The sequence below is a fragment of the Paenibacillus sp. FSL K6-1122 genome (assembly GCF_037977015.1).
Lineage (GTDB): Bacteria > Bacillota > Bacilli > Paenibacillales > Paenibacillaceae > Paenibacillus > Paenibacillus amylolyticus.
This window is the reverse complement of sequence record NZ_CP150272.1, coordinates 4,455,366-4,479,634: the sequence shown is the minus strand read 5'-3', so window position 1 is coordinate 4,479,634 and position 24,269 is coordinate 4,455,366. Positions and strand designations below refer to the sequence as shown.

Genomic DNA, 24,269 nt, shown 5'->3' with positions numbered 1-24,269 from the left:
AATACGTTTAAGTGAGTTGTTGGATTCTGCTCTGAGCCGAAGAGGACCGAGACAGAAGGGACGATCGCAAGTGACTCTTTTTTGACTTTTCGGGACTTTTTAGTGGAAAACTAAAAGGTTTTTTTGTTGCGTTTATTTGAAAAGAAGAAAGGAGCCATGAAAAAAATGGCGAACAAACAAGCGTTGAATATTGTGAAAATGAAAAAATATAAGCAGGATGGCGTGCCGCTTACCATGATCACGGCTTACGATTATCCAACAGCGCTCCTAGCAGAGGAAGCAGGTATTGATCTGATCCTGGTTGGTGATTCACTCGGCAATGTAGTACTGGGTTATAATTCGACGCTTCCCGTGACCATCGACGACATGGTATACCACACACGTTCCGTAGTGCGCGGTGCTGAGAAGACATTTATTGTGGCTGATATGCCTTTTATGACGTATCATGGCAGCGTGGATGAGACGCTTAAGGGTGTCCGTCGACTGATGCAAGAGGGGCATGCCCATGCGGTTAAAATGGAAGGCGGAGTCGAGATAGCGGACACCGTCAGAGCAGTCGTGCAAGCAGGCGTGCCTGTTCTTGGACATATCGGACTGACACCTCAATCGGTTAATCAGATTGGTGGTTACCGCATTCAGGGCAAGGATGCAGCGGATGCGAAACGTCTGATGGACGAAGCCAAAGCCTTGGAAGCTGCAGGTGCGTTTGGCATTGTGCTTGAACTGGTTACGGAAGAAGTTGCACGGGCGATCTCGGAGGAACTGTCCATCCCTACCATCGGAATTGGAGCAGGACGAGGCTGTGATGGTCAGGTACTGGTATTCCACGATGTGGTTCAATACGCCTCTCCGTATATGCCCAAACGATTTGTCAAAACCTATGGAGATGTGGGTACATTAATCAGAACCAGCATCGAAGCTTACGTGAAAGAAGTGAAAGATCGTTCGTTCCCGGCCGAAGAGCATGTATTCAATGCGGCGGATGGTGTTCTGGATCAACTGTACGGCGGACAACGCAAGGAAAAGGTGGGGAGTAACTCATGAAAGTATTACGGACAATCGCAGAGTTAAGACAGGAACTAAGCTTGAAGCGTCAAGCGATTCGGTCCAGTGCGTCTGTTGTAGGTCTGGTACCAACAATGGGTTATCTTCATCAAGGTCATGCAAGCTTGATGCAGGTAGCCAGACAACAGAGCGATATCGTGGTATTAAGCATATTTGTTAATCCAATTCAATTTGGCCCTAATGAAGATTTTGACAGCTATCCGCGGGATGAAGCCAGAGATGTGGAAACAGCACGCTCACAAGGAGTGGATATCGTATTTATTCCCTCTGTTGAAGAGATGTATCCACAGGCAACGCAAACGACCGTATCTGTCTCAAAACTGACGGAGCGCTTATGTGGCGCTTCACGTCCAGGACATTTTGACGGGGTAACGACCGTAGTCTCCAAACTGTTTAACATCGTACAGCCACAGCGTGCATTTTTTGGAATGAAAGACGCTCAGCAGGTTGCGGTCATTCAACAGATGGTGAATGATTTGAATATGCCTGTAGAAATTGTACCCTGTCCGATTGTTCGCGAAGAGGATGGCCTTGCCCTCAGTTCACGTAACGTCTACCTCAACCCAGATCAGCGTTCACAGGCTTTGGTTCTGTCGAAGGCACTACGTGCAGCTCAGGAAGCCGCAGATACAGGTGTAGTTACTACAGCCGCAGATATCCGTCGCATCTTGCGCGAGCATATTACAAGCTCACCGCTTGCCATTATCGACTATGCCGAGATTCAGGCTTTTCCTAGCCTTGAGCCGCTCGCAGATCAGGAAGAAGTTCAAGGACGTGACGATCTGCTCATCGCACTTGCGGTGAAATTCGGAAAAACAAGATTGATTGACAATATTAGGTTGCAAAAATCGGAGGTACTGTCCCATGTTTAGAACACTGATGAAATCCAAAATTCACCGGGCTACGGTAACAGAAGCCAACTTGAACTATGTGGGTAGTATTACCATAGATGAAGACTTGATGGAAACATCCGACTTGATGGAAAACGAGAAAGTGCAAATTGTGAACAACAACAATGGTGCACGTCTGGAAACTTATGTGATTCCAGGACCACGCGGAAGCGGAGTCATATGTCTTAACGGCGCAGCTGCACGTCTGGTACAGCCTGGAGATAACGTCATTATCATTTCTTACGCCATGATGTCGCAAGAAGAGGCAAATACTCACAAACCAACCGTTGTATTTGTAGATGGACAGAATAAACCTGTACAAACGATGAAACAGGAAGTCCACGCAACAATTATGTAATCGACTGGTAAGGAGAATGAAATCGGCCCTTGAAGCAAAAAATGAGTACAGGTCACTGCACTAATCCATTTTTTCAAGGGTGGGGATGCATCGATGTTCCAGCATGTTTTCGCAGAAATGAACGACATGTTAGATGAAATTATCAAGAGCTATCCTTCCGCTGAAGGCCTGAACAAACAAGAATTGTTGCAAAAGTGGAACTTGCTTAAGCGGATGAGTGACGGAATGCTGGATGAATGGTTGATGTTTGAAGAAAAGATGAGCCAGGTGAGGGAGCGAGAGATGGATAAGCCTGCTTCCCTTGAACCGGAACAGGAAGCTGTTACCGCTCTGCCTGAACTCCATCTGGAATGTTTCAGTCGAGGTCAGGGTTATTTCAAATTACAGATGTATCCGCAGGCGATCATGCAATTCTCCCGGGTTGTGACCGACCATCCGGAGAGTGCATTAACTCGTTTTTACCTGGCGCTGGCGTATCTGAATCTGGAACAAATGGCGGAAGCCGGAACACATTTACAGCAGATCATGTACCTTAAAGGTTCACCTCGCTTGAAAGGGCTTGTGTGTAACGCCCTGGGCTGTATTCAAGTCAAGCTTGCGAATCCCGAAGCTGCATGTTCACTCTTTGCACAGGCCCTTCAGTATGACCCGACATTGACCGAACCACTGTACAACATGGAAGCTTGCAGGTTGAACAGGGGAAAATTGCAATATGCTAATCAGCTGACGACCCTTCATTAAGCGGGAATTCGGCGACAAAAAAACGGTGTTCCCTCCTTTGGCATAGCGGCGGGGACACCGCTTTTTTGTCAGTTAATTTTCAAATCCCCTTTTTTTTGCTATGCTGTAACATAGACTGGAATGGAAGGGACCGTACATTGCAATGAAATTTGCCGTATTGGATTTCGAAACAACCGGCACGCAGTCCGACGGTGAGATTATACAGGCCGGACTTGCCATCATAGATCATGACTACAGCATAACTCAAATATATAGTTCTTATGTGAACCCTGGTGTACCGATTCCCCCGTTTATTTCGGGGTTGACGGGTATTACCGATGAAGATGTGGCGGACGCTCCTTCACTCGAAGAGATGATGATGGAGATGGTTCCGCTGCTTAATGATGTGGTGCTTGTTGGACACAACGTCGCTTTTGATTTTCACTTTTTGCAGAATGCTCTCGACCGTTGCGGTTATTTGCCGTTCACTGGCCGCATTCTGGACACGATTGATTTTCTGAAGATCACATTCCCATCACTGGGTTCTTATCAACTCGGTTATGTATCTTCTGAATTTGGATTTCAACATGATCGCCCTCACCAGGCAGACAGTGATGCACTGGCGACAGCCTATGTGCTGCTCAAGTGTCTGGATGAGTTAAAGGAATTACCGCTCATAACGATTCAGCGCCTCAGTGACCTGTTTGCACCAGAAGACAGTGACTTGGGTTGGTTCTTGGACGGGATGCGTAGTGAGAAGGAAGCAGAGCCGATTCAGGATCTGGACGGACATACCTATTATCGTCAGCTTGCTCTAAATGTGAGTGATTGGACCGATATTGGTGCACCACGCGATGAGCGGGAGGCTAACCCCCTCGATGGTGTAAGCTTCGAACAGTTTATGGACCAGGTTCGGGAGAATCTGAAGGATACACTGGATCATTACGAAGAGCGTGAAGCGCAGACTCAGATGTTCAGCAGTGTAAGGCAAGCCCTGGATGAAGAGAAACATCTCTTGATCGAAGCTGGAACGGGTACCGGTAAATCTCTAGGGTATCTGTTGCCTGCTATTTACGAAAGTGTGAAGCAAGAACAGAAAGTTATGGTCAGCACGCATACGATCAATCTGCAGGAGCAATTGAGAGAGCGGGACATTCCGATGCTGACTCAAGTGGTTCCGTTCCCGTTTAAGGCTGCTGTATTCAAAGGACGTGGACATTACCTGTGCCTGCGCAAATTTGAACACAAAATCAATAAACGTGAGTTCGCTACACCCAAAGAGGATTATTTCACAGCTGCTCAGATGATTGTCTGGCTTACGCAGACCGAAACCGGAGATGATGAGGAACTTAACCTTAGCGGACGCGGAGGGGACTTCTGGGAGACGGTACAGAGCGAATCCGAATCATGTCTGGGAAGATCCTGTCCATGGTTCCGTAAATGCTTCTACCATCGTGCCAAACATGAAGCAGGGTTGTCTGATATCGTAATCACCAATCACTCTAAATTGTTTACGGATGTGAAAGCCGCGCATCAGCTGCTGCCAGCCTATGAGAGTCTTGTGATCGATGAGGCACATCATCTGGAGGATGTCGCTGGTAAACATCTTGGAATGCATATGAAATATTTCACCTTGGTTCATACACTGACCCGCCTATTTAAAGACAGTCGTAATGGACAGCTGCCTATGCTTCGTTCGCAGTTATCCGGGCATGAAAATTCGGTGCAATGGGGCTCCATGGTGGATCAGATGTTCCCGCTCGCTCTTGAAGTTAAGGAGCTGTGGGATCGTATGAGCGATGCCTTGTTTGGTCTGTTGCCTGAACGAAGTGATGCTTCACCGGGAGAGACGGGGCAATTTTCACTGCGTCTGAAAGCATCTCAGAAACCTGCAAAATGGCAGGAGTTGCAGGATCTGGAGAACCAGATCTATGTGACTCTGGGTGATTTGGTTCGCAAAGGGGACAAATTGCTGCTTGAGGTGAAAGAGGATCAGGATGATTATCAATCGGACAGTCTGATCACGGACATTACAGGATTGCTGAAAGATCTGACCACATTGAAGGAGAATCTACGTTTCTTCATGCGTATGGATGATGCCAAAACGGTGTACTGGATGGAAGCCAGCGGTCAGTTCCGCAGTAAATCTCTCCAGCTGTATGCCGTACCTGTAGATGTTAGTGCACAACTTAAGGATTTATTTTTTGACAAAAAGAAAAGTGTTGTGCTTACATCGGCTACGCTCTCGGTAGATAAGTCATTCCAGTTCATGATTGAGCAGCTTGGCTTACAGGAAGCCTCTGAGAATAATCGGCTGTTAACGTCGATGCTGCCATCACCTTTCAACTATCGCGATCAGGCACTTCTCGTGATTCCGCGTGATTTCCCGAGTGTGAAGGGAAGTGTGGGTGATGCGCACTTTGTTAATATGCTGGTGCAATCACTTGCAGAGACGGCAATTGCTACGCGTGGACGCATGATGGTTCTGTTTACTTCATACAAGATGTTGCGACAGGTCTATGATCCGCTGAAGGAGGCACTGTCTGGCAACGACATCTCGTTGCTTGGGCAAGGCGTTGACAGTGGAAGTCGTTCCAAATTGACTCGCAGGTTTCAAGATGCCAAAGCAACGGTACTTCTGGGCACAAGCAGCTTCTGGGAGGGTGTAGATATCCCGGGAGAGGCGCTAACCTGTCTCGCTATTGTTCGACTGCCTTTCCAGCCACCGAATCATCCGTTGGTGGAAGCCAAGAGTGAGCTGCTTCAGGAACAGAAGAAAAATCCGTTCATGAAACTGTCCGTGCCGCAAGCGGTCATTCGTTTCAAGCAGGGATTTGGCCGTTTGGTGCGTACAGCGAAGGACAGAGGAATTGTCATTGTTTATGATACACGGGTGATTGAAGCGTACTACGGTAAATTCTTTTTATATTCATTACCTGGTCCCAAAATGGAACACATGCTCACGGAGCAGATGGTTCCACGAATTACCGAGTGGTTGGAAAAACCTGCTAATGAACAAAAATAATGGTTGTTTTGTTCGTTATATCATTGCATGACACTATCGTTTGGCGTTAAACTTTATTATATATTTCCGTATCCGATTAAAGTAGTTGCACGTAAGAACTTATAACCTAAATTACAAGGAGCATTCTGTATAAAATGTCACGTTTATCTTTGAGTTTTATACAGAATGCTCATCTTTTCATCTATTATTTTATCGTGGCCTTGGTAAGGGGGAGCAAGAATGAAATCGGATAAAATTTCGGAAGCGGTGGTACGACGTCTGCCTGTTTACTTGCGTTATTTGAACGAGTTGCATCAGCGTGAGGTGGCTACTGTTTCTTCTCAAGAGCTTGGACAGAGGCTGGATCTGAATCCGGCCCAAATTCGTAAAGACCTGGCTTACTTCGGTGATTTTGGTCGTAAAGGGATCGGGTATGATGTATCCTATTTGATCGAGAAAATTCGTCACATTCTCAAAATCGATCAGCAAATTAATGTAGCTCTGGTAGGAGCGGGTAACCTCGGTCAAGCCTTGTCCAACTACAACGCATATCTGAAAGACAACATGAAGATTGTTGCTGTATTTGATGCATATGGACCGAAGATAGGTAGTCAAATCAACAGTTTGACGGTAAAACCAATGGATGAATTGACGGAAGCGGTTAAAATGGAAAACATTCGCATCGGAATTATCACGGTTCCGGATACGGAAGCCCAAAATGTAGCCGATCAGCTTATTGAATCAGGAATTGAAGCGATCCTTAATTTTGCACCAACCATTCTAAAAACACCGCCGCATATCCGCATTCACCATGCTGACTTTACAACAGATCTGCTTAGTTTGGCCTATTACTTGGATACTGGAAAGGACGACGAGGAAGATGACAACAAATAGATGGGTAATTCACAATGGCAAATTTGCTGTTAATGAAGGCGGCACAACATGGAACGTGGTCCAAGGATACATGGTTGTTGAGAATGACAAGATTGTGCATATTGGTGAGACATTGCCGGATGAAGACAAAAATTGTACCAAAGTGGATGGAAAAGGACTGTTCTTCCTGCCGGGTCTGATCAATACGCATGGTCATGCAGCGATGTCGTTGCTCAGAGGGCACGGAGACGATCTTGCATTGCAAGTATGGTTGCAGGAAAAAATGTGGCCGATGGAAGCGAAAATGACTTCAGAAGACGTATATTGGGGAACTTCGCTATCGGTGCTTGAAATGTTGAAAGGCGGAACTACAGCTTTCCTGGACATGTACGATCACATGGATCAAGTTGCCAAAGTTGTGGAGCAATCCGGCGTTAGAGCAGCACTGGCACGTGGTGTAATCGGGTTGTGCTCGGAGGAAGAACAATTGCGGAAGCTGGAGGAGTCGGCTGCGTTTGCGCGTGAGTGGAATGGACAGGCAGATGGTCGCATTACAACCGTAATCTCGCCACATGCACCATATACATGCCCTCCTGACTACATAGAGAAGCTTGTGCAGGTCGCGAACGACCTAAACCTTCCCCTTCATACACATATGTCGGAAACGCTTCGTGAAGTCGAGCAGAACGTGGCTGATTATGGACTGCGTCCTGTGGCACATCTGGAGAAACTGGGCTTTTTCTCTCGTCCATCCCTGGTTGCACATGCGGTGCATCTGAATGACGAAGAGATTGAGATTCTGGCCCGTCATGATGTGGCTGTATCCCATAACCCGGGAAGTAACCTGAAACTCGCTTCCGGTGTTGCGCGGGTACCTGCGTTGCTGAAAGCAGGAGTTACCGTGTCACTCGGAACAGACGGACCGGCAAGCAACAACAACCTGGATATGTTCGAGGAAATGAGACTGGCTGCATTGATCCACAAAGGTGTATCTGGTGACCCGACGGCAGTGCCAGCAGGCGAAGCGTTACTACTCGGAACGTCATACGGTGCCAAATCTATCTTCTTGAACAATACCGGAGCACTCCAGGTCGGCATGAAGGCTGACTTTATCGCCTTGGACATTGAACAGGCACATTTCTATCCACATACAGACCTGATCTCACATACAATCTACTCGGCTTCTGCTAAAGATGTTGAGCACGTATGGGTGGATGGAAAACAAGTGGTGAAACATGGCGAATGTCTGACGCTGGATGAAGAACGCATTTTGCGTGAGTCTCAATTGGCATTTGATGGTCTGCTTGCTCGTTAATTGCAGGACAGCATCATAGGGAAAGGAAGTTCGGCTTTTGAAGAAAAAAAAGAAGTGGATATGGATTTCGCTGCTTGCACTGGTTCTGATTCTGTTTGGACTTCAGCGTTATTACGTCCATGTCACGCAGGACCAACGCAAGGAAGAAGCGCTCGCCATACAAGCAGCACAGGAGCAACTGGGCATTACATCCTATGATGAATTGCGCAAGTACATCTGGGGAGACAAAGAAGGCTCTGACAACATCTACTGGACCCTGATCGGCAAAAACAAGGATAACCAGGATGTTATGGTCTGGGTTAAATTCGATGCAAACAATCAACCGGTTAAGGGTGCAAACGCTGTACACAGTGAGCTGCTGCAGAATGGCATGTCCGAAGCGCAGATACGCAATCGCTTCAGTTCTGAAGTTCCTGCCGGTGAGATTAAACGAATCATGCCCGGAGTTGTGAATGGAATATATGTGTGGCAAGTGTATTATAAAGACGGTACGCATAACCACTATCGCTTTTATCGTTTTAGCAACGGAGAACAGGTGGACCTGGTCTACACACTCCCGAACAGCTAGAACAAGATAGAGTGAGATAAATAGAGAATTAAAGAAATGAAAGAACCGGCAGACGGATATCCGACTGAACCGGTTCTTTGTGTTGTCTGTAAACATATTTGATTTAAATAGTTAAAATTAATAATTTATTCATATTTTCGCCTTCGAAATTGTATATACGATGTGATATACTCAGATATGTACTCAAAGTTACATTCAAAAACAAATAATCCTGTCGAAATTCTCGCAGGAGTCAATGTGCACATATTCGTATATACCAATAAGCCAGTAGGTTGGGCCAAAATCTGGGAGGGGTAATTCACTTGAAGCTAAAAGTATTGCCTATTGCTATAACTGCCGTCATTTCAGCCGTTGTGTTGTTTGGAGGTTGGTTTGTATATCGTCAGGTGGCTGTGCAGAATCCGATTGAAAAAATGGTAACCCAGTACGATGGAGTCAATGACGTTCAATTAACTATTAACCGCAATGACGTACAATTGAAACTGGATCTGCAACCTGATGTTGATTTGGGCAGACTGGTACAATATATTCACAAAGAAGGACAGACCCTGATTGGAACACGCTCACTAAAGTTGGATGTTGTGGATCATTCCAGTGAAGCACTGGAAAGTTGGTGGGGGGATGCGATGTTCACCGTAGCTCAGGCGATGGAGAACAAGCAATACACCGAGATTACACCAACGTTGTCCAAGATGGCGACGAATGGAATTAAGGTAAATACAGCGATGGATGACAACAATGTATATGTCAGTCTCAGAGACGGAGATGCCAGCAAGTTTATTATTCTGCCGCGTGTGCCCGGTCAGATAGGAGTGTGGCCTAATGCCTAAGTGGACAAAAGAAGTTGCCATCGGATTTTTTCCCGTATTGATTATTTTCCTTGCTTTTACTGGTGTTAATATTGTTCCGATCCTGATTGCAGCAGTGCTTGTCGGAGCTTTGCTGTTCATGATGCAAATGCGTGGCGGGATTACAGTAGGCGCTGCACAGGAACGTAAACGGAAGAAAAAAGGACCTTCCAAGCTTACTTTTGAAGAAATTGGCGGACAAGACAGTGCTAAGCAGGAATTGCGTGAAGCGCTTGACTTTCTGATCAAACATGAAGAAATCCGGAAGTTCGGGATTCGCCCGTTAAAAGGGATTTTGCTGACGGGCCCTCCAGGGACAGGGAAAACGTTGATGGCCAAGGCTGCTGCCCATTACACCGATTCTATTTTTGTAGCAGCATCGGGTAGTGAGTTCGTGGAAATGTATGTTGGTGTGGGTGCCAGCAGAATTCGGGATTTGTTCAAGGACGCGAGAACCCGTGCCACCAAGGAAAATAAGGAAAACGCTATTATCTTTATCGATGAAATCGATGTCATCGGGGGGAAACGTGAGGGTGGTCAACAGCGTGAATATGATCAGACCCTGAATCAGCTCCTGACGGAAATGGATGGAATCTATTCTTCCGATACGCCAAGAATTCTGGTTATCGCTGCAACAAACCGTAAAGAGATGCTGGATAGCGCCCTGACGCGACCGGGACGTTTTGACCGCCACATTCAAGTGGACTTGCCTGACAAAAAGGGCAGAAAGCATATTCTGGAACTGCATGCGGTGAACAAACCTCTGTTGAAGGAAGTTAATCTGGAGAAAACAGCGGAAGAATCATATGGTTTCTCCGGTGCACAGCTCGAAAGTGTGATGAACGAAGCAGCAATATACGCCATGAGAGACGGGCTGTTAAACATTGAACAGCGGCATTTGTCCCTGGCTATTGATAAAGTCATGATGGGTGAGAAGACAGACCGTGAGTCCAGCGTGGAAGAGAAGAAAAGGGTCGCCATTCATGAGTTGGGACATGCCATTATGGCTGAACTCGTTCGTCCAGGCAGTGTTAGTCAGGTGGCACTTAGTCCGCGTGGTCAGGCGCTGGGATATGTACGTCATAACCCGCAACAGGAACAGTTCCTCTATACGAAGCGCTTTCTGGAAGAGCAGATCATGATTGCACTCGGAGGAGCAGCTGCGGAGGAAATGTACTACGGTGGTCGTTCCACAGGTTCACGCAATGACTTTGATCAGGCAACCAATGTTGTACAGACGATGATGGCTTCGGGGTTGACTTCACTTGGGATTGTGAACATGGATATGGTCACAACCGAGGAACTGATGCGAGAGAATAAATTAATTCTGCAAGAACTGATGGAACAGACAAAGCAGTTGCTTGAAGAGCAACGGACAATTTTCGACAATTCACTCGACATTTTGATTCGTGAGGAAGTTTTATCTGGCGAGCAATTTCGTTGTCAATTTCGTGACAGTGCCCTTCTACCAGCATAATTTATTTATGCTGGTTATTTTTTTTTACATTTCACTCGTGCTAAGATATTATTATATGTTGGGTCGAAATTTGTAATTTTCGGCGAACAGGGTACAATAGAGAAATAGAGAACCGAAAGGATGGAGCAGAACCATGTTTTTCAAAAAAATAGGAGTTGTCGGCGGCGGTACGATGGGGCAAGGTATTTCCCAGATGCTCGCAGCCAAAGGACTTGATGTGCTTCTCGTGGAGCATACAACACAAAAGCTGGATCATGCATATGACATGATCGAAACCAATCTGGATAAACAACTGGAGAAATGGGCGATTACAAAAGCGGAGAAGAAATTGATTCTTTCCCGTATTACCAAGGTAGCTCATTTAGCTGAACTTGGAACTTGCGACATGGTCATTGAGACAATTTCAGAGGACCTGGATGCGAAAAAAGCAGTATTCAGCCAACTGGACCAAGTTTGTCCAAGCAATGTCATTCTGGCAAGTAATACATCCACGCTGAGTTTGACCGAGCTTGCAAGCTCGACCAAATACCCAGAGCGTGTTATTGGTATGCACTTTATTCACCCGGTATCCCGGGTTGATCTTGTAGAGATTATTCGTGGACTGAAAACTTCGGATACAACATTCGAAGAGACCAGACGTTTTGTTGAAGAAGTAGCGGACAAAAAAGGAGTTATGATCTATGAATCCCCTGGATTCGTAACTTCCCGTCTGATCTGCCTGCTGATTAACGAAGCGTTGCATGTATTGCAAGAAGGTGTTGCATCTGCTGAAGATATCGATGATGCAATGCGTATCGGATACAACTTCCAACATGGACCACTCGAAATGGCTGACCGTTTCGGATTGGATTCTGTTGAAGCTGCACTCGAAAGAATGTTCCGTGAATTCGGAGAATTGAAATATCGTCCTTCTACAGTCCTGAAGAAAATGGTGCGTGCAGGACACCTGGGTGCCAAAACAGGCGAAGGATTCTTCAAGTACGACAAGGATGGTGACCGACTGTGAAAGTACTCGTAATTAATGCGGGGAGTTCCTCGCTCAAATATCAACTGTATAATATGACTGACGAATCTGTACTGGCTAAAGGTTTGGTAGAACGGATCGGAATGGATTCCTCCATCCTGACACACAAACCGACAGGCCGTGAGGATGTTACAGAAGTTAGTGAGATTCTGGAGCATACAACAGCGATCCGTAAAGTCATTGATATTTTGACTCACAAAGAAAATGGTGTACTGGATTCTGTGAGTGAAATTCAAGCTGTTGGACACCGTGTTGTTCACGGTGGTGAAGCATTTAAAGAATCTGCATTAGTAGATGATGCTGCCAAAGCTGAAATTCGTCGTTTGTTCGACTTGGCTCCACTTCATAACCCTGCAGCAATGATGGGTATTCGTGCGGCTGAATTAAATATGCCTGGTGTGCCACAAGTTATGGTCTTTGATACGGCGTTCCATCAGACGATGCCTGAAAAAGCTTACCTGTATGCTATTCCGCGTGTACTTTACAAAAAATATAAAGTTCGTCGCTACGGCGCACATGGTACTTCCCATGATTTCGTAAGCAAGGCAGCTGCTGAATATCTGGATCGTCCAGTGGAAGATCTGAAAATTATCACTTGTCACGTCGGTAACGGCGGTAGTGTAACAGCAGTTAAAGGTGGCGTATCCGTTGATACTTCGATGGGTATGACTCCGCTTGAAGGATTGATGATGGGAACGCGTTCTGGTGACCTTGACCCAGCCATCGTACCTTATGTAATGAACAAGGAAGAACTGAGCGTAAGCGAAGTGAACTCCATGTTGAACAAACACAGTGGATTGCTTGCGATCTCCGGAATCAGCAGTGACATGCGTGAGATTACGGAAGGTATGGAGAATGGCGATGCCAACTCCACGCTTGCTTTTGAAATGTACGAATACCGTCTGCGTAAATACATCGGCTCATATGCAGCTGCAATGAACGGTGTAGACGTGATCGTCTTTACGGCTGGTGTAGGTGAGAACTCCGTTGTACTTCGCCAAAAAGTATGTGAGCAGCTCACTTATCTTGGTGTTGAACTGGATGAAGCTCTGAATGCCATTCGTTCCGGCGAACCACGCCGGATCACAACAGCGAATTCCAAAGTGGAAGTTCTCGTTGTGCCAACTAACGAAGAATTGGTAATTGCACGCGATACACACCGAATCGTATTGAATTCTCAGTAATCTAACTGTAAAGTAAATATAGAATGACAAGGAAGTGCAGAGGACAGGCATAAGCCTGCCCGCTGCATTTTCAAATTCAGGAACCAAGGGGAGATATGGGCATGAATACGAATTGTGTAATTCGTAATGTGAACGAGCATGTGGGCGAAACCGTAACAATCGGTGCCTGGATTAACAACAAACGTTCCAGCGGTAAAATTCAGTTTTTGCAGCTGCGTGATGGAACCGGATATATCCAAGGGGTTGTTGTGAAAAGTGAAGTTAGTGAAGAGATCTGGAACAATGCCAAGAGCCTGACACAAGAAAGCTCTTTGTATGTTACAGGTATTATTCGTGAAGAACCTCGCAGTGCGTCCGGTTACGAGATGACTGTTACAGGGGTTGAGATCATTCACCTGACTGAAAACTATCCAATTACGCCTAAAGAGCATGGTGTTGATTTCTTGATGGACCATCGTCATCTGTGGCTTCGTTCTACGAAGCAACGTGCTGTTATGGTGATTCGTGCAGAGATTATTCGCGCTGTTCAGCAGTTCTTTGATGGTAACGGATTCACACAAGTTGATCCTCCGATTTTGACACCATCGTCTGCGGAAGGTACAACGAACCTGTTCCACATCAAATACTTTGATGAAGATGCTTATCTGACACAAAGTGGTCAATTGTATATGGAAGCCGCAGCCATGGCTCTGGGCAAAGTATATTCATTTGGTCCAACATTCCGCGCAGAGAAGTCCAAAACACGTCGTCACTTGATTGAGTTCTGGATGATTGAGCCGGAAATGGCGTTTGTAGATCACGAGGAAAGTCTGCGCGTGCAAGAGAAATTTATCGCTCATGTCGTTCAGTCCGTGGTGAAAAACTGCCGTGCAGAACTGGAATCTATCGGTCGTGACGTATCCAAACTTGAAGGCATCGTAGCTCCATTCCCGCGTATTACGTATGATGAAGCGATTGAATTCCTGCATGGACAAGGCTTTGATATTCCTTGGGGAGAAGACTTTGGTGCACCGCACGAAACAGCAATTGCTGAGAAGTACAATACACCGGTCTTTATTACGCATTACCCTGCTGGAATCAAGGCATTCTATATGAAACCAGATCCGAATCGTCCAGAAGTTGTTCTCTGTGCTGATATGATTGCACCAGAAGGCTACGGAGAGATTATTGGCGGTTCGCAGCGTATCGATGATCCGGAATTGATGCAACAACGTTTTGAGGAGCACAATCTCTCGGATGAAGCTTACCAATGGTATCTGGATTTGCGTAAATACGGATCGGTTCCTCACTCCGGTTTCGGTCTGGGATTGGAGCGGACGGTAGCATGGATCTGTGGATTGGATCATGTACGTGAAACAATCGCATTCCCACGTATGCTCTATCGTCTGTACCCTTAATGCTTAACCGAGGAGCGTCTATGGAAGACACCACTTCCAAAGCTTGGTTGGATGGAGCAGCTTATGGCATGACTTCGGGTACAGCCCATCTGCCGTATGCCTTGTTACGTTTTTATCACCAGCTTGGCCTATCAGATGCAGAAGTACTTCTTCTGATTCAACTGCTAGGATTCCGTCAGGCAGAGTTCAATGAGTTTCCCACGCTTGAAGAGCTTGCGGCGCGCATGGGACTTGCACCAGAAGGCATTGCCAGAATGTTGCAACGTCTGATGAGGGATGGGTATATTGCTATTGACGAGCACCGTGACGAAGAACGGGACATCCAGTACGAGCGATATGATTTACATGGATTATATGCCAAGCTTGCAGCGTGCACTGCTGAAGAAGTAGCCGCATTCCGTGCGGAGCAGCAGAGTATCAATACAGCACGTCAAGATTCGAACAGTGTTCAAAAAGAAGAGGAAGAACGGAACATGTTCTCCATCTTTGAAAAAGAATTTGGACGTCCGCTCTCTCCAATGGAGTGTGAGACGATATCCGGCTGGTTGGATCAGGACCGTTATCAAGAGGAATTGATTCTAATGGCTCTGAAGGAAGCGGTTTTTGCAGGCAAAGTACATTTCAGGTATATCGATCGAATCCTGCTTGAGTGGAGTCGCAATCGTGTCAAGACCGTTCAAGACGCGAAGGCGTACACGCAGCGGTTTCGTAATGGTGGACGTTAATTCCAGCGTAGGCAGGGACAAGAAACAGGCCAGAAGTCATTCTGTGCCTGTTTTTTTTGGATTAAAGATTGGATGAGTGATCAGCAACATCAACCTTTCAGGCAATGATTTCATTTTGTTTTACAAAAATTTGATAGATCACGCAGGGGTTAACGCACAAGCTGTCGTCTATTGTATTGGAGAGGAGGGGAGAGTTATTGATGAAGCGCGCGTAATCGAACAAATCCGTCAAGGAGATACTTCCCAGATGCGTACTCTGATTGATAAATATAGCCAGCATGTATACCATGTGGCCTATTCCGTACTCAGGAACGATCAGGAAGCACAGGATGCAGCTCAGGAGGCGTTCATACAGATGTATAAGTCTCTCCCCGACTACCGTTCTGAAGGTTTCAAAACGTGGTTAACCCGAATTGCCTTTCACAAAGCGATTGATGCCAAACGCAAGCTGGGCAGACGAACTGCTGAGGATCTGGGTGGAGAAGAAAAAATAATCAATATGCCCGGACGGGATGAAGACGTTCTTACCCGTCTCGTTCGTGAAGAACGTCAGGATAAACTTCGCGAACGAATTAATCAGTTGCCTGCTCAGCATCGTGACATTATCACTGCGTATTATCTAAGCGAAAAAAATTATGAGCAGATTGCCAGTGATGCACAGGTGGCTGTGAAGACTGTGGAATCCCGCTTGTATCGTGCCCGGCAGTGGATTCGAAAAAATTGGAAGGAGGATGAATGGTATGAGTAAACAGGAGAAGTATACCGCTGCACAATGGACTGATTATATTGAAGGCCATATGAGTGAAACTCAAGCGAACCAAATGGAACAGCTTCTGATGGAAGATCCGGATGCGATGGACATCTATCTGGAAGCGCTTGGTATCCATGGAGAACTGCCTCCGCTACATGACCCAACAGGGTTTGCGGATTCAGTCATGCATCGGATTGAGGGCATTCAATCACCCAAGGTACAACGCAAATCCCGTGCTGGGCGAAACCGGCGCTGGCTTGATCATAAAGTGTTCCATTACGCGGTAGCGGCCTGTTTGACATTGATCTTCCTCTCGTCTGGACTTTTTGACAAGGTAGCACCCTATCACAAGTTCCAGGATGGCGACCACAGAGGGTCATTTACCGAGAAATGGACGGAGGCAGCCACTTCATGGCTGGATAACCTCAAGCCTAAACCATAAATAGTTTCTCATTGCCTGAAAAGAAAGGATGACGACTGTGCACTCAGATCGTAACAAATTACTCGCATTTCTATTAAACTTGATACCCGGTCTTGGTTTTATGTATTGGGGACGGGCTGCAAGGGCTGTGATCTATCCATTGCTTTTCTTCGGAACAGCTGTTGGCTCATTCATGTTAGCCATGGTCACTAATGAACAAGATTTATTGATTTTCGGTGCACTTTTTGCTGCTTTCTTCTGGGGGATCAGCATGCTGGATATGGTTATTGTTCTGCTCCGTACACCTTCTGCCCAAGAAGCACATTATAGGGGATACGGTGCGGCTTATGGAGCGCCTCCACACCAAGGGGCAGCCTACCAGGGAGCATACATGGGTCAGCAAGGGCCTATGGAGCAGATGAATGAAGATGAGCTGCATCAACATCCAGGTGGTGAATATGGCCATCCTGAGGGCCCCTATGGTCAACCCATGTACCGAAAAGGCAGTGAGGGTGAACGATTCTTCACCATTTTGCTCTCATTTGTTCCGGGATTGGGCCACCTTCATCTGGGATTGTTGCATCGCGGTTTGTCGTTCTTGATGGCGTTCTTTGGTTCATTTGCCATGATGGTTTTTGTGGCATCGATCACCAATGAATCCGTATTTTTAATGTTTCTACTCATACTGCCTGTAATATGGGTATACTGCATGTTTGATGCGGTGCAGCACGTCCACCGTAAGCAGGCTGGTGAGGTACTGCAAGATCGGACTTTATTCGAAGAATTGGAGATGGGCAGAGTAGCCGGACGACGTAGCAAAGTGCTTGCAACGCTGCTATCCGCTTTTCCAGGTGCAGGTCATCTATATCTGGGATTGCAGAAAAGAGGCATGCAATTGATGTTCCTGTTCCTGGGCAGCATCTATGTTCTGGACCTGCTTCACTTATCGGTGTTTCTGTTCATGATTCCGTTGATCTGGTTCTACAGCTTCTTTGACGGGCTACAGTGCTCCAGTCGTTATGGACGTGAGCCTTTGGTTGATCAACCGATCTTCAAGGACTGGGCCCGCCATCAGCGTCTGATTGGATTCGGGATTGCCGCGCTGGGTCTATATTACCTGACGATCCGGCTTGTCATTCCACAGCTGAATGAGCTGTTCCCTAATGCATTTATGACATACGAAATCCGTTCCTATTTAAACACTGTCATTGTATCCTTGCTGCTCATTTTTGGCGGTTTGAAACTGCTGTTTGGCAAGCAACGGGGGATGGGTATCCAAAGTGCTGCTCAACGAAATGATGAGGGAGCAGACAGTCTCTTTTTATTCAAGGATCGGGATGATCGACTGTAATTTACGATCCAAGTTGAATTAAAGATTATTTACCCTGACACTACGATGACAGAGCAACCTTCTAATCGCTGTTATCCCCAGATTTTATCGATTCCATTTTCCAAAGGTTAAAATCCGGGGATAAGCGTATGCTTCCGATGTAGCTTTCTTTCAGAAAGCTTTTAGGCGAACGCTTCGCTTTTTCAGGTTTTCTCTGTCCTCTCCGTTATCGTGTAAATGATTAGTTCAACTTATGTAGCACATACATGTGTGCAAAGAAATCATCCCTCAACAAAAAAACACGCCAAGGGCTATGTATATCAGCCTCTGGCGTGTTTTTGGTTGTACAGCTTTGATTTCGAATAAATGATTGCTATTTCGTAGCACCCTTCAGCAGAAGTTGATGGTACATCACTTCGAACAAGAACTCGAACGCTTCCAGATGACGTTTCGCCTCAAAAGCATCCTTGCCCCACGCATATATACCGTGGTTACGTAGCAAGATCCCTGGTACGTTGGCATCAAGTACACCTGGCACCAATTCAGCGATAGATGGAATATCTGCAAAGTTAGGCAGGACGGGTACACGAATCTCCGCATTTTCTTCCCAGATGTTGAAAGCCTTGATCAATTCAATTCCTTGAATCGGTACGTGTCCATCTGCTCCAAAGAATTCACTGATCAGGTTGTTAAACACAGTATGCACGTGGAATACAGCACCACAACCGGTCAAACGATAGATTTCACAGTGAATCAACGTTTCGGCACTTGGTTTCAACGTTGTTGTTTCAATTGCTTTGCCGTGTTTGTCCACAAAAAGAAAGTCTTCCGGAGTGCGAAGAGATTTGTCTTTGCCTGAGGCGGTAACCGCAAAATAAAATTGCTCCGGGTCAAAGTCTCCTACACGCATCGACAGATTGCCACTTGTTCCGGGGAACCAGTTACGACCGGCAAACAACGCTTTAATATCAGCCAGTTCTTCAAGGACCTGACGTTTGTGTTCCAATGTAATCTTTTCAAAGCCCATCGTTTACAGCACTCCTTGTGTTTGCTTCTGTTTCATATCTTCGATGATATCGTAAAAGGTAACGAATGGCACATGGTCCACACCAAGTTCAATACACTTATCCGTCAAAATGGAGCGAGAGTAGACGAGATCGGCAATTTTGGCACCCTCAAAATCTGTCAGACTGTCTCCAATGAGGATACGATTATATTGGTCCTCCGGGAACGTACGGATCACCGTCGTTTTGCACATACCGCAGCCGCTCTTACAAGGAGGCTGGCAGGGATGCTGCCATTCAATCCGAATGGTTTCACCCGAGAAGTCAGCTCCGTTGCAATAGACATGATCCTGCGGAATATGAAATGGTGCGAGTAACGGTTCGATAAAAAAGTCCATACCCCCGCTGGTCACATTGAATTCGATCCCTTCGCTGCGAACGTAGTCAAGAAACTCGCTGAATCCTTCACGGATCCCCGCTTGTCCAAGCACAAATTCCACAATTTCATCTTTCTGCGATGCAGGCAAAAGAGCGAACATGGCTCCAACACCTTCACGCAGCGAGATTTTTTGCTCGATCGTATCTTTCATAATCGCTTCAATGCCCTCAGGCTTGAAATGTTTCATGATCGCTACGATGTTGTCCGAGAGCGTAATCGTACCATCAAAGTCACAGAAAATGACTGTTTTTTTATCACTTCTCATCGTTCGCCACCCCACAGGTCCAATGCGCTTTTCAGCTCCGGATGATCGGTTGCATACTGAGCGAGTGGAATGGAACGCTGAGCTGCCTCAATGGCTTGCAGGAATGCACGTCCGCCTGCCTCAGTACCCATAGGATGTCCATGAATACCGCCACCAGCATTAACGATGACATCTGTACCAAAGTCGCGCAAAATGAGCGGTACAAGGCCTGGATGGATGCCGGCTGAAGGCACTGGCATACTGGTTCGTACAGGCAGATCGGCTGTCAGTAATTGCTCCGTGATCGCCATATTTTCTTCCTTCGGCATCGTAACCGAACCATAAGGAGAAGGGAAGAGCACCAGATCGGCACCCGCAAGACGCATCAACTGGCCTAGTACAACCGAAGCGGACATGCCGTAATGTGGTGAAGGATACAGTGCTCCTGCAAGAGCAGGATGAGCCATAATTGGCACATTGATGTCAGGATCACTGCTGAGTTCATGCAGCACATCATATCCGTAAGACAATACGTTGAATAACAGGGCATTGGCTCCTGCACCAATAGCGCGTTCAGCTTGTTGCTTCAGACGAGATGTAGGTCCTGTAAGATTGGTTGCATACAGAAGTTTCTTGCCGGTCTCCTGGCGTGCCTGTTCGGCAGCTTTCATGCAGACCTCGACTCTTTTTTCGATAGGTGTCAATTTATTCTCAAACAGAATCTCATCGTCCTTGATCAGATCAACGCCTCCAAGGGCCTGACGAATAAATTGTTCACGCAGTTCATCTGCATCCAGTCCGATAACTGACTTAAAGATACTCATTAACAGTGGACGATCATGCACACCAAGCAGATCACGAACACCATTCAGTCCAAACTTGGGTCCAGGGAATGCACTGAGGAAGCCATCCGAGAAACCAAGCTTTGTTAATTTGATCCGGCCATCCATTGAGATTTTGCCAAAGACCGTCACGAGCAGGGCAGGGATATCACGGCTGAAGTTAACATCAGGATATCCGATGGTAATATCGGCGTAACGCTCACCCGCAGCTATTCCTTCAGCTTCATTTACTTCTACGCTGATTACTTCACCCAGATGTTTCTGCATCGCTTCACGCTGGGCTTGCGGTAACTCAGTCCAGCTACCCACGGTCATGCCAATCGCGATAGACTGAGCCTTCTTGCGAAAGTCTGCATGATCATCATGCAGACGATATGTGGCTGTGCACATGTTATTCATTTTAAATCCCCTTCCAAAGCAGCTCCCATCTCCCGTGAGCGCTCTGCACAGCGGTTGACGGCTGCGATTACATTTTCAAAGAAATCTCCTTCGTCCAGCGTCTTCAGTGCTGCTTGGGTCGCCCCTCCCGGGGATGTCACATCACTACGAAGCTTCATCGGTTCCAAACCGGTTTGTTGTACCATACGTGACGCGCCCAGCACCGTCTGAACAGTAAGATCACGAGATTGCTGGCTGGATAAGCCACCACGAATACCTGCGGCAATCATGGCCTCCATTAAATAGTATACATAAGCAGGGCCGCTTCCGGAAATCCCAGTGAGCACTTCGAGTTTATCTTCAGGTACGATGGTTACGATACCAACCGCTTCAAACATGGTCATCACCGTACTACGCTGTTCATCCGTAATCTCCGCAGAGAAGGCAAGCCCGGTTGCACCGAGTCCAATGGTACTGGATGTGTTCGGCATGGTTCTCGCGATCGGTTGTTTACGACCAAGCAAGGACTGCATCGTGCGGATTGATAATCCGGCAATGACAGATACGATCAGTTGATCCGGTGATAACAGTGGCCCAAGTTCGCGCAGCGCTGCGGCAGCATCTTTGGGTTTCATACAGAGTACAATGACCGGAGTGGAGGCAAGGTGATCCAAGGATTGCGAGGCAGTTCCGGTATGTACAGCATAACGGGTGCTGAGCTCCTCCTGACGTTTCTGGTTGCTGCGGTTCAGCATCGTAATATCCTGAGGACGAACGACTAGGCGGGAGATCAGTCCGCGCACGATGGCTTCAGCCATCGCGCCTGCTCCGTGGAAAGTAATCTTCTGTTGTAGTAACGTCTGTTGCTCTTGACTCATATTTATCGTTCCTCCTATATAACTGTTGCTGGGATATTATTGACGAATCTGTCCATTGCCTGTAATCCGATATTTGGTTGATGTCAGTGCTGGTAGTCCCATCGGTCCACGAGCATGCAGTTTCTGAGTGCTGATTCCGATTTCGGCTCCATAGCCAAATTCAAATCCGTCGGTGAAACGTGTGGACGCATTGTGATAGACGGCTGCTGCATCCACATCATGCATGAAGCGCTCTGCATGGGCTGTATCCCGGGTTACGATACACTCGGAATGTTTGGTTCCGTAATGTGCGATGTGCTGCATCGCTTCGTCCAGGTTCTCGACCACCCGGATATTTAAAATGTAGTCGTTGTACTCGGTCGCATAGTCTTGCTCGGTTGCCTCAAGGGCAGAAGGAACAAGACGGCGCACCGTGTCGCAACCTTTTAAGACCACATTGGCCTCACGGAATTGCTCGGCAAGAGCAGGCAGATGCTCTTCCGCGTATGCGGTATGCAGCAGCAACGTTTCCATGGAGTTACATACGGATGGACGTTGTGCCTTGGCATTGATGGCAATTTCGGCTGCCATAACTGGATCGGCTGATTCATCCACATAGGTATGGCAGATGCCCGCCCCAGTTTCGATGACAGGTACCGTTGCGTTGGCAACCACATTACGAATGAGGGAAGCTCCTCCGCGTGGAATGATGACGTCCAGCAGTCCGTTCAACTTAAGCATCTCATCTACGGAAGCACGATCTGCATCTTCAACCAATTGCAAAGCATCAGCAGGCATGTCTGTCGTTGTGAGTGCCTGATGCAGCACCTCCACAATTTTACGGTTGGAGGACAGGGCAGAGGAGCCGCCGCGCAGAAGCACTGCATTACCTGTTTTGAGACATAATCCGGCTGCGTCTACAGTTACATTAGGACGAGCTTCGTAGATGATGCCAATCAGGCCAATCGGCACTCTTAATTTTTCAACATGTAATCCGTTAGGACGGGTGAATGTCTCTAACACTTCGCCGACTGGATCAGGCAGATCTGCAATCTGACGTAACCCTTCAGCAATGCCTGCGATCCGCTCCTTATTAAGGGCGAGTCGATCCAGCATGGATTCCGGCGTGCCTTGTTCTCTGCCTCGTGCCAGATCTTCGGCGTTTGCCGTAATGATGGAATCCGTCTCCTTAATCAAAGCATCTGCCATGACACGCAGGGCCGTATTTTTCTGTTCTGTATTCAATCGGTTCAGCTGTGGAACCGCTGCTTGGGCTTTGCTGGCTTTTTCTCTGACTTCACTCATCGTAATTCCTCCTCATATATATAGTTGAGTATTCCAACCACTATATTGCTTCAAGTTTATTTTAACGTAATCCATTCGTCTCTATGAATAACTTCAAGTCTGTGGATGCTAGCGAGTTGTTTCATCACTTCGCCACTGGGAAGTCCGGCAATGAGTCGAAGCTGGTCATCATCATAATTGACAATACCGCGACCGAGCAAGGTTTCATCCATTCCGATGACCTCTACAACGTCTCCGGCGTGGAACGTTCCCAGTACCCGCTTGACCCCTACAGGTAGAAGACTGTGCCCCCCATGGACAAGTGCTTCTTCAGCACCATCATCTACAACGACGGTTCCCAGCGGAGTAGACATGAAGCCAAGCCACTGCTTTTTACGGGATAACGAAGCGAGTCGTGTCTCAAAGTAAGTTCCTTTGCCCGTGCCATCAACCGCCTTCTGCATATCTCCGGGTTCTTTCACACTTCCCACGAATACAGGTACGCCTCCACGTGTAGCAACCTTGGCAGCATCAACTTTGGATCGCATTCCGCCTGTACCAACCGCCGAACCTGAACCACCGGCAAAAGCGTAGATCTCAGCCGTGATTTCGGGGATACGGTCGTAACGCACGGCAGATGGATCTTTGCGCGGATCTGCGGTGTACAGGCCGTTGGTATCGGTAAGAATGATCAGATGCTGTGCCTTCACCAGGTTTGCAACCAATGCGGACAACAGATCATTATCACCAAACTTCAATTCGTCCACCGACACCGTATCATTCTCATTAAAAATCGGAATCACTCGCTGTTTGAGCAGCTCTTCTACGGTCATGCCTGCATTACCCATGCGTTTACGACTGTGAAAGTCTGTACGAGTTAACAAAATTTGCGCCGTAGTAACGCGGTGCGCTGCAAAAGCCTGTTGATATGCCTGCATCAGTAATGCCTGCCCAACGGCCGCTGCGGCTTGTTTCTCATGTAGCAGTTTGGGGCGCTGAGGGTAACCGATCTCCCGGAATCCGGCCGCTACCGCTCCTGAGGTGACCAGAAGTACTTCATGACCCTGATCAGCCAATGCTGCAATTTCTCCGGCAAAAAAAGTGATCGAACTGCGATCCAGACCGCCTTCTTCCGTTGTAAGCGAGCTGCTTCCAATTTTAACTACAATACGTGAAGTCATGGTTTCACTTCCTTAAACATGATTAATAAGTGCTTCTGGAGCAGGCTTTAGCGGGTACAAAAAAAACTCCCGCCCTTTAGTTAAAAAGGA

At 47.1% G+C, this 24,269-nt stretch carries 23 protein-coding genes and 1 other annotated feature (1 of these 24 only partly in view); of the genes, 17 read left to right on the top strand and 6 right to left on the bottom strand.

Features of this window, described 5'->3' with window-relative positions; translation table 11 throughout:
* Positions 1 to 165: 165 nt before the first annotated feature.
* From panB to NSQ20_RS19980, 17 genes are all read left to right on the top strand, one after another.
* Positions 166 to 1,044, top strand: coding sequence for a 3-methyl-2-oxobutanoate hydroxymethyltransferase (gene panB, locus NSQ20_RS20060; protein WP_340030731.1), 879 nt, complete (start codon positions 166 to 168; stop codon positions 1,042 to 1,044).
* Entirely contained in the window at positions 1,041 to 1,937 is an 897-nt protein-coding gene (gene panC, locus NSQ20_RS20055; protein WP_340030730.1) for a pantoate--beta-alanine ligase, read from the top strand. The genes panB and panC overlap by 4 nt, the downstream gene beginning before the upstream one ends.
* Complete coding sequence (gene panD / locus NSQ20_RS20050) at positions 1,930 to 2,313, top strand: aspartate 1-decarboxylase (protein ID WP_017687742.1); 384 nt, start codon at positions 1,930 to 1,932, stop codon at positions 2,311 to 2,313. Before panC ends, panD begins: the two co-directional genes overlap by 8 nt.
* Before the next feature lie 93 nt (positions 2,314 to 2,406).
* Complete coding sequence (locus NSQ20_RS20045) at positions 2,407 to 3,054, top strand: tetratricopeptide repeat protein (RefSeq protein WP_076250014.1); 648 nt, start codon at positions 2,407 to 2,409, stop codon at positions 3,052 to 3,054.
* Positions 3,055 to 3,196: 142 nt separating this feature from the next.
* Positions 3,197 to 6,058: an ATP-dependent DNA helicase DinG gene (dinG, locus tag NSQ20_RS20040; RefSeq protein ID WP_340029071.1), complete on the top strand. Its 2,862-nt coding sequence runs from the start codon at positions 3,197 to 3,199 to the stop codon at positions 6,056 to 6,058.
* Positions 6,059 to 6,277: 219 nt separating this feature from the next.
* Positions 6,278 to 6,931: a redox-sensing transcriptional repressor Rex gene (locus tag NSQ20_RS20035; protein ID WP_076250016.1), complete on the top strand. Its 654-nt coding sequence runs from the start codon at positions 6,278 to 6,280 to the stop codon at positions 6,929 to 6,931.
* A complete protein-coding gene (locus tag NSQ20_RS20030; protein ID WP_100527244.1) occupies positions 6,918 to 8,225 on the top strand; it encodes an amidohydrolase in 1,308 nt (435 codons plus the stop codon). The genes NSQ20_RS20035 and NSQ20_RS20030 overlap by 14 nt, the downstream gene beginning before the upstream one ends.
* Before the next feature lie 37 nt (positions 8,226 to 8,262).
* Positions 8,263 to 8,793, top strand: coding sequence for a DUF5590 domain-containing protein (locus tag NSQ20_RS20025; protein WP_047843541.1), 531 nt, complete (start codon positions 8,263 to 8,265; stop codon positions 8,791 to 8,793).
* 302 nt (positions 8,794 to 9,095) lie between these two features.
* Complete coding sequence (locus tag NSQ20_RS20020; RefSeq protein WP_036671991.1) at positions 9,096 to 9,623, top strand: hypothetical protein; 528 nt, start codon at positions 9,096 to 9,098, stop codon at positions 9,621 to 9,623.
* A complete protein-coding gene (locus tag NSQ20_RS20015; RefSeq protein WP_036671989.1) occupies positions 9,616 to 11,118 on the top strand; it encodes an AAA family ATPase in 1,503 nt (500 codons plus the stop codon). Before NSQ20_RS20020 ends, NSQ20_RS20015 begins: the two co-directional genes overlap by 8 nt.
* Before the next feature lie 133 nt (positions 11,119 to 11,251).
* Positions 11,252 to 12,124, top strand: coding sequence for a 3-hydroxyacyl-CoA dehydrogenase NAD-binding domain-containing protein (locus tag NSQ20_RS20010; RefSeq protein WP_017687750.1), 873 nt, complete (start codon positions 11,252 to 11,254; stop codon positions 12,122 to 12,124).
* Positions 12,121 to 13,326 (top strand): acetate kinase, encoded by a 1,206-nt coding sequence (locus NSQ20_RS20005; RefSeq protein WP_036671987.1) that lies wholly within the window; start codon positions 12,121 to 12,123, stop codon positions 13,324 to 13,326. Before NSQ20_RS20010 ends, NSQ20_RS20005 begins: the two co-directional genes overlap by 4 nt.
* Positions 13,327 to 13,427: 101 nt before the next feature.
* Positions 13,428 to 14,723 (top strand): asparagine--tRNA ligase, encoded by a 1,296-nt coding sequence (gene asnS, locus NSQ20_RS20000; RefSeq protein ID WP_017687752.1) that lies wholly within the window; start codon positions 13,428 to 13,430, stop codon positions 14,721 to 14,723.
* Between the two features lie 20 nt (positions 14,724 to 14,743).
* Entirely contained in the window at positions 14,744 to 15,448 is a 705-nt protein-coding gene (locus NSQ20_RS19995; RefSeq protein WP_127549601.1) for a DnaD domain-containing protein, read from the top strand.
* 247 nt (positions 15,449 to 15,695) lie between these two features.
* Entirely contained in the window at positions 15,696 to 16,196 is a 501-nt protein-coding gene (locus tag NSQ20_RS19990) for an RNA polymerase sigma factor (protein WP_237174728.1), read from the top strand.
* Positions 16,189 to 16,641: a hypothetical protein gene (locus NSQ20_RS19985; protein WP_047843538.1), complete on the top strand. Its 453-nt coding sequence runs from the start codon at positions 16,189 to 16,191 to the stop codon at positions 16,639 to 16,641. The genes NSQ20_RS19990 and NSQ20_RS19985 overlap by 8 nt, the downstream gene beginning before the upstream one ends.
* A 37-nt stretch (positions 16,642 to 16,678) precedes the next feature.
* Entirely contained in the window at positions 16,679 to 17,971 is a 1,293-nt protein-coding gene (locus tag NSQ20_RS19980; protein ID WP_340030727.1) for a multi-tm2 domain protein, read from the top strand.
* Positions 17,972 to 18,323: 352 nt separating this feature from the next.
* Here the strand turns inward: NSQ20_RS19980 and NSQ20_RS19975 are convergent, their stop codons facing one another.
* From NSQ20_RS19975 to proB, 6 genes are read right to left on the bottom strand one after another with little or no spacing between them, the layout of a single operon-like run.
* The gene (locus NSQ20_RS19975; RefSeq protein WP_340030724.1) at positions 18,324 to 18,977 is read right to left on the bottom strand and encodes a methylthioribulose 1-phosphate dehydratase; all 654 of its coding nucleotides are present in this window, start codon (positions 18,975 to 18,977) and stop codon (positions 18,324 to 18,326) included.
* Positions 18,978 to 18,980: 3 nt separating this feature from the next.
* Positions 18,981 to 19,658 carry a 2-hydroxy-3-keto-5-methylthiopentenyl-1-phosphate phosphatase gene (locus NSQ20_RS19970; protein WP_340030723.1) on the bottom strand — a complete coding sequence of 226 codons (678 nt, stop codon included), beginning with the start codon at positions 19,656 to 19,658 and terminating at the stop codon, positions 18,981 to 18,983.
* Positions 19,655 to 20,878 carry a 2,3-diketo-5-methylthiopentyl-1-phosphate enolase gene (locus tag NSQ20_RS19965; protein WP_340030720.1) on the bottom strand — a complete coding sequence of 408 codons (1,224 nt, stop codon included), beginning with the start codon at positions 20,876 to 20,878 and terminating at the stop codon, positions 19,655 to 19,657. The genes NSQ20_RS19970 and NSQ20_RS19965 overlap by 4 nt, the downstream gene beginning before the upstream one ends.
* Positions 20,875 to 21,735 (bottom strand): pyrroline-5-carboxylate reductase, encoded by an 861-nt coding sequence (gene proC / locus NSQ20_RS19960; RefSeq protein WP_036671976.1) that lies wholly within the window; start codon positions 21,733 to 21,735, stop codon positions 20,875 to 20,877. The genes NSQ20_RS19965 and proC overlap by 4 nt, the downstream gene beginning before the upstream one ends.
* Positions 21,736 to 21,771: 36 nt before the next feature.
* Positions 21,772 to 23,019: a glutamate-5-semialdehyde dehydrogenase gene (locus NSQ20_RS19955; protein ID WP_340030718.1), complete on the bottom strand. Its 1,248-nt coding sequence runs from the start codon at positions 23,017 to 23,019 to the stop codon at positions 21,772 to 21,774.
* A 56-nt stretch (positions 23,020 to 23,075) separates the two neighbouring features.
* Positions 23,076 to 24,179, bottom strand: coding sequence for a glutamate 5-kinase (gene proB / locus NSQ20_RS19950; RefSeq protein WP_076317457.1), 1,104 nt, complete (start codon positions 24,177 to 24,179; stop codon positions 23,076 to 23,078).
* Positions 24,180 to 24,261: 82 nt separating this feature from the next.
* Positions 24,262 to 24,269: a binding site (T-box leader), on the bottom strand; it runs 207 nt beyond the window's last position.

Bases quoted from the DNA above. Each gene is read 5' to 3' on its own strand.
- NSQ20_RS20045 (WP_076250014.1), top strand. From the start codon at position 2,407: ATGTTCCAGCATGTTTTCGCAGAAATGAACGACATGTTAGATGAAATT.
- NSQ20_RS19970 (WP_340030723.1), bottom strand. From the start codon at position 19,658: ATGAGAAGTGATAAAAAAACAGTCATTTTCTGTGACTTTGATGGTACG.
- NSQ20_RS20030 (WP_100527244.1), top strand. From the start codon at position 6,918: ATGACAACAAATAGATGGGTAATTCACAATGGCAAATTTGCTGTTAAT.
- NSQ20_RS19985 (WP_047843538.1), top strand. From the start codon at position 16,189: ATGAGTAAACAGGAGAAGTATACCGCTGCACAATGGACTGATTATATT.
- proC (WP_036671976.1), bottom strand. From the start codon at position 21,735: ATGAGTCAAGAGCAACAGACGTTACTACAACAGAAGATTACTTTCCAC.
- NSQ20_RS19955 (WP_340030718.1), bottom strand. From the start codon at position 23,019: ATGAGTGAAGTCAGAGAAAAAGCCAGCAAAGCCCAAGCAGCGGTTCCA.
- dinG (WP_340029071.1), top strand. From the start codon at position 3,197: ATGAAATTTGCCGTATTGGATTTCGAAACAACCGGCACGCAGTCCGAC.
- asnS (WP_017687752.1), top strand. From the start codon at position 13,428: ATGAATACGAATTGTGTAATTCGTAATGTGAACGAGCATGTGGGCGAA.
- NSQ20_RS20035 (WP_076250016.1), top strand. From the start codon at position 6,278: ATGAAATCGGATAAAATTTCGGAAGCGGTGGTACGACGTCTGCCTGTT.
- NSQ20_RS20010 (WP_017687750.1), top strand. From the start codon at position 11,252: ATGTTTTTCAAAAAAATAGGAGTTGTCGGCGGCGGTACGATGGGGCAA.
- panB (WP_340030731.1), top strand. From the start codon at position 166: ATGGCGAACAAACAAGCGTTGAATATTGTGAAAATGAAAAAATATAAG.
- panC (WP_340030730.1), top strand. From the start codon at position 1,041: ATGAAAGTATTACGGACAATCGCAGAGTTAAGACAGGAACTAAGCTTG.
- NSQ20_RS19995 (WP_127549601.1), top strand. From the start codon at position 14,744: ATGGAAGACACCACTTCCAAAGCTTGGTTGGATGGAGCAGCTTATGGC.
- NSQ20_RS19965 (WP_340030720.1), bottom strand. From the start codon at position 20,878: ATGAATAACATGTGCACAGCCACATATCGTCTGCATGATGATCATGCA.
- proB (WP_076317457.1), bottom strand. From the start codon at position 24,179: ATGACTTCACGTATTGTAGTTAAAATTGGAAGCAGCTCGCTTACAACG.
- NSQ20_RS20015 (WP_036671989.1), top strand. From the start codon at position 9,616: ATGCCTAAGTGGACAAAAGAAGTTGCCATCGGATTTTTTCCCGTATTG.
- NSQ20_RS19990 (WP_237174728.1), top strand. From the start codon at position 15,696: ATGCGTACTCTGATTGATAAATATAGCCAGCATGTATACCATGTGGCC.
- NSQ20_RS19975 (WP_340030724.1), bottom strand. From the start codon at position 18,977: ATGGGCTTTGAAAAGATTACATTGGAACACAAACGTCAGGTCCTTGAA.
- panD (WP_017687742.1), top strand. From the start codon at position 1,930: ATGTTTAGAACACTGATGAAATCCAAAATTCACCGGGCTACGGTAACA.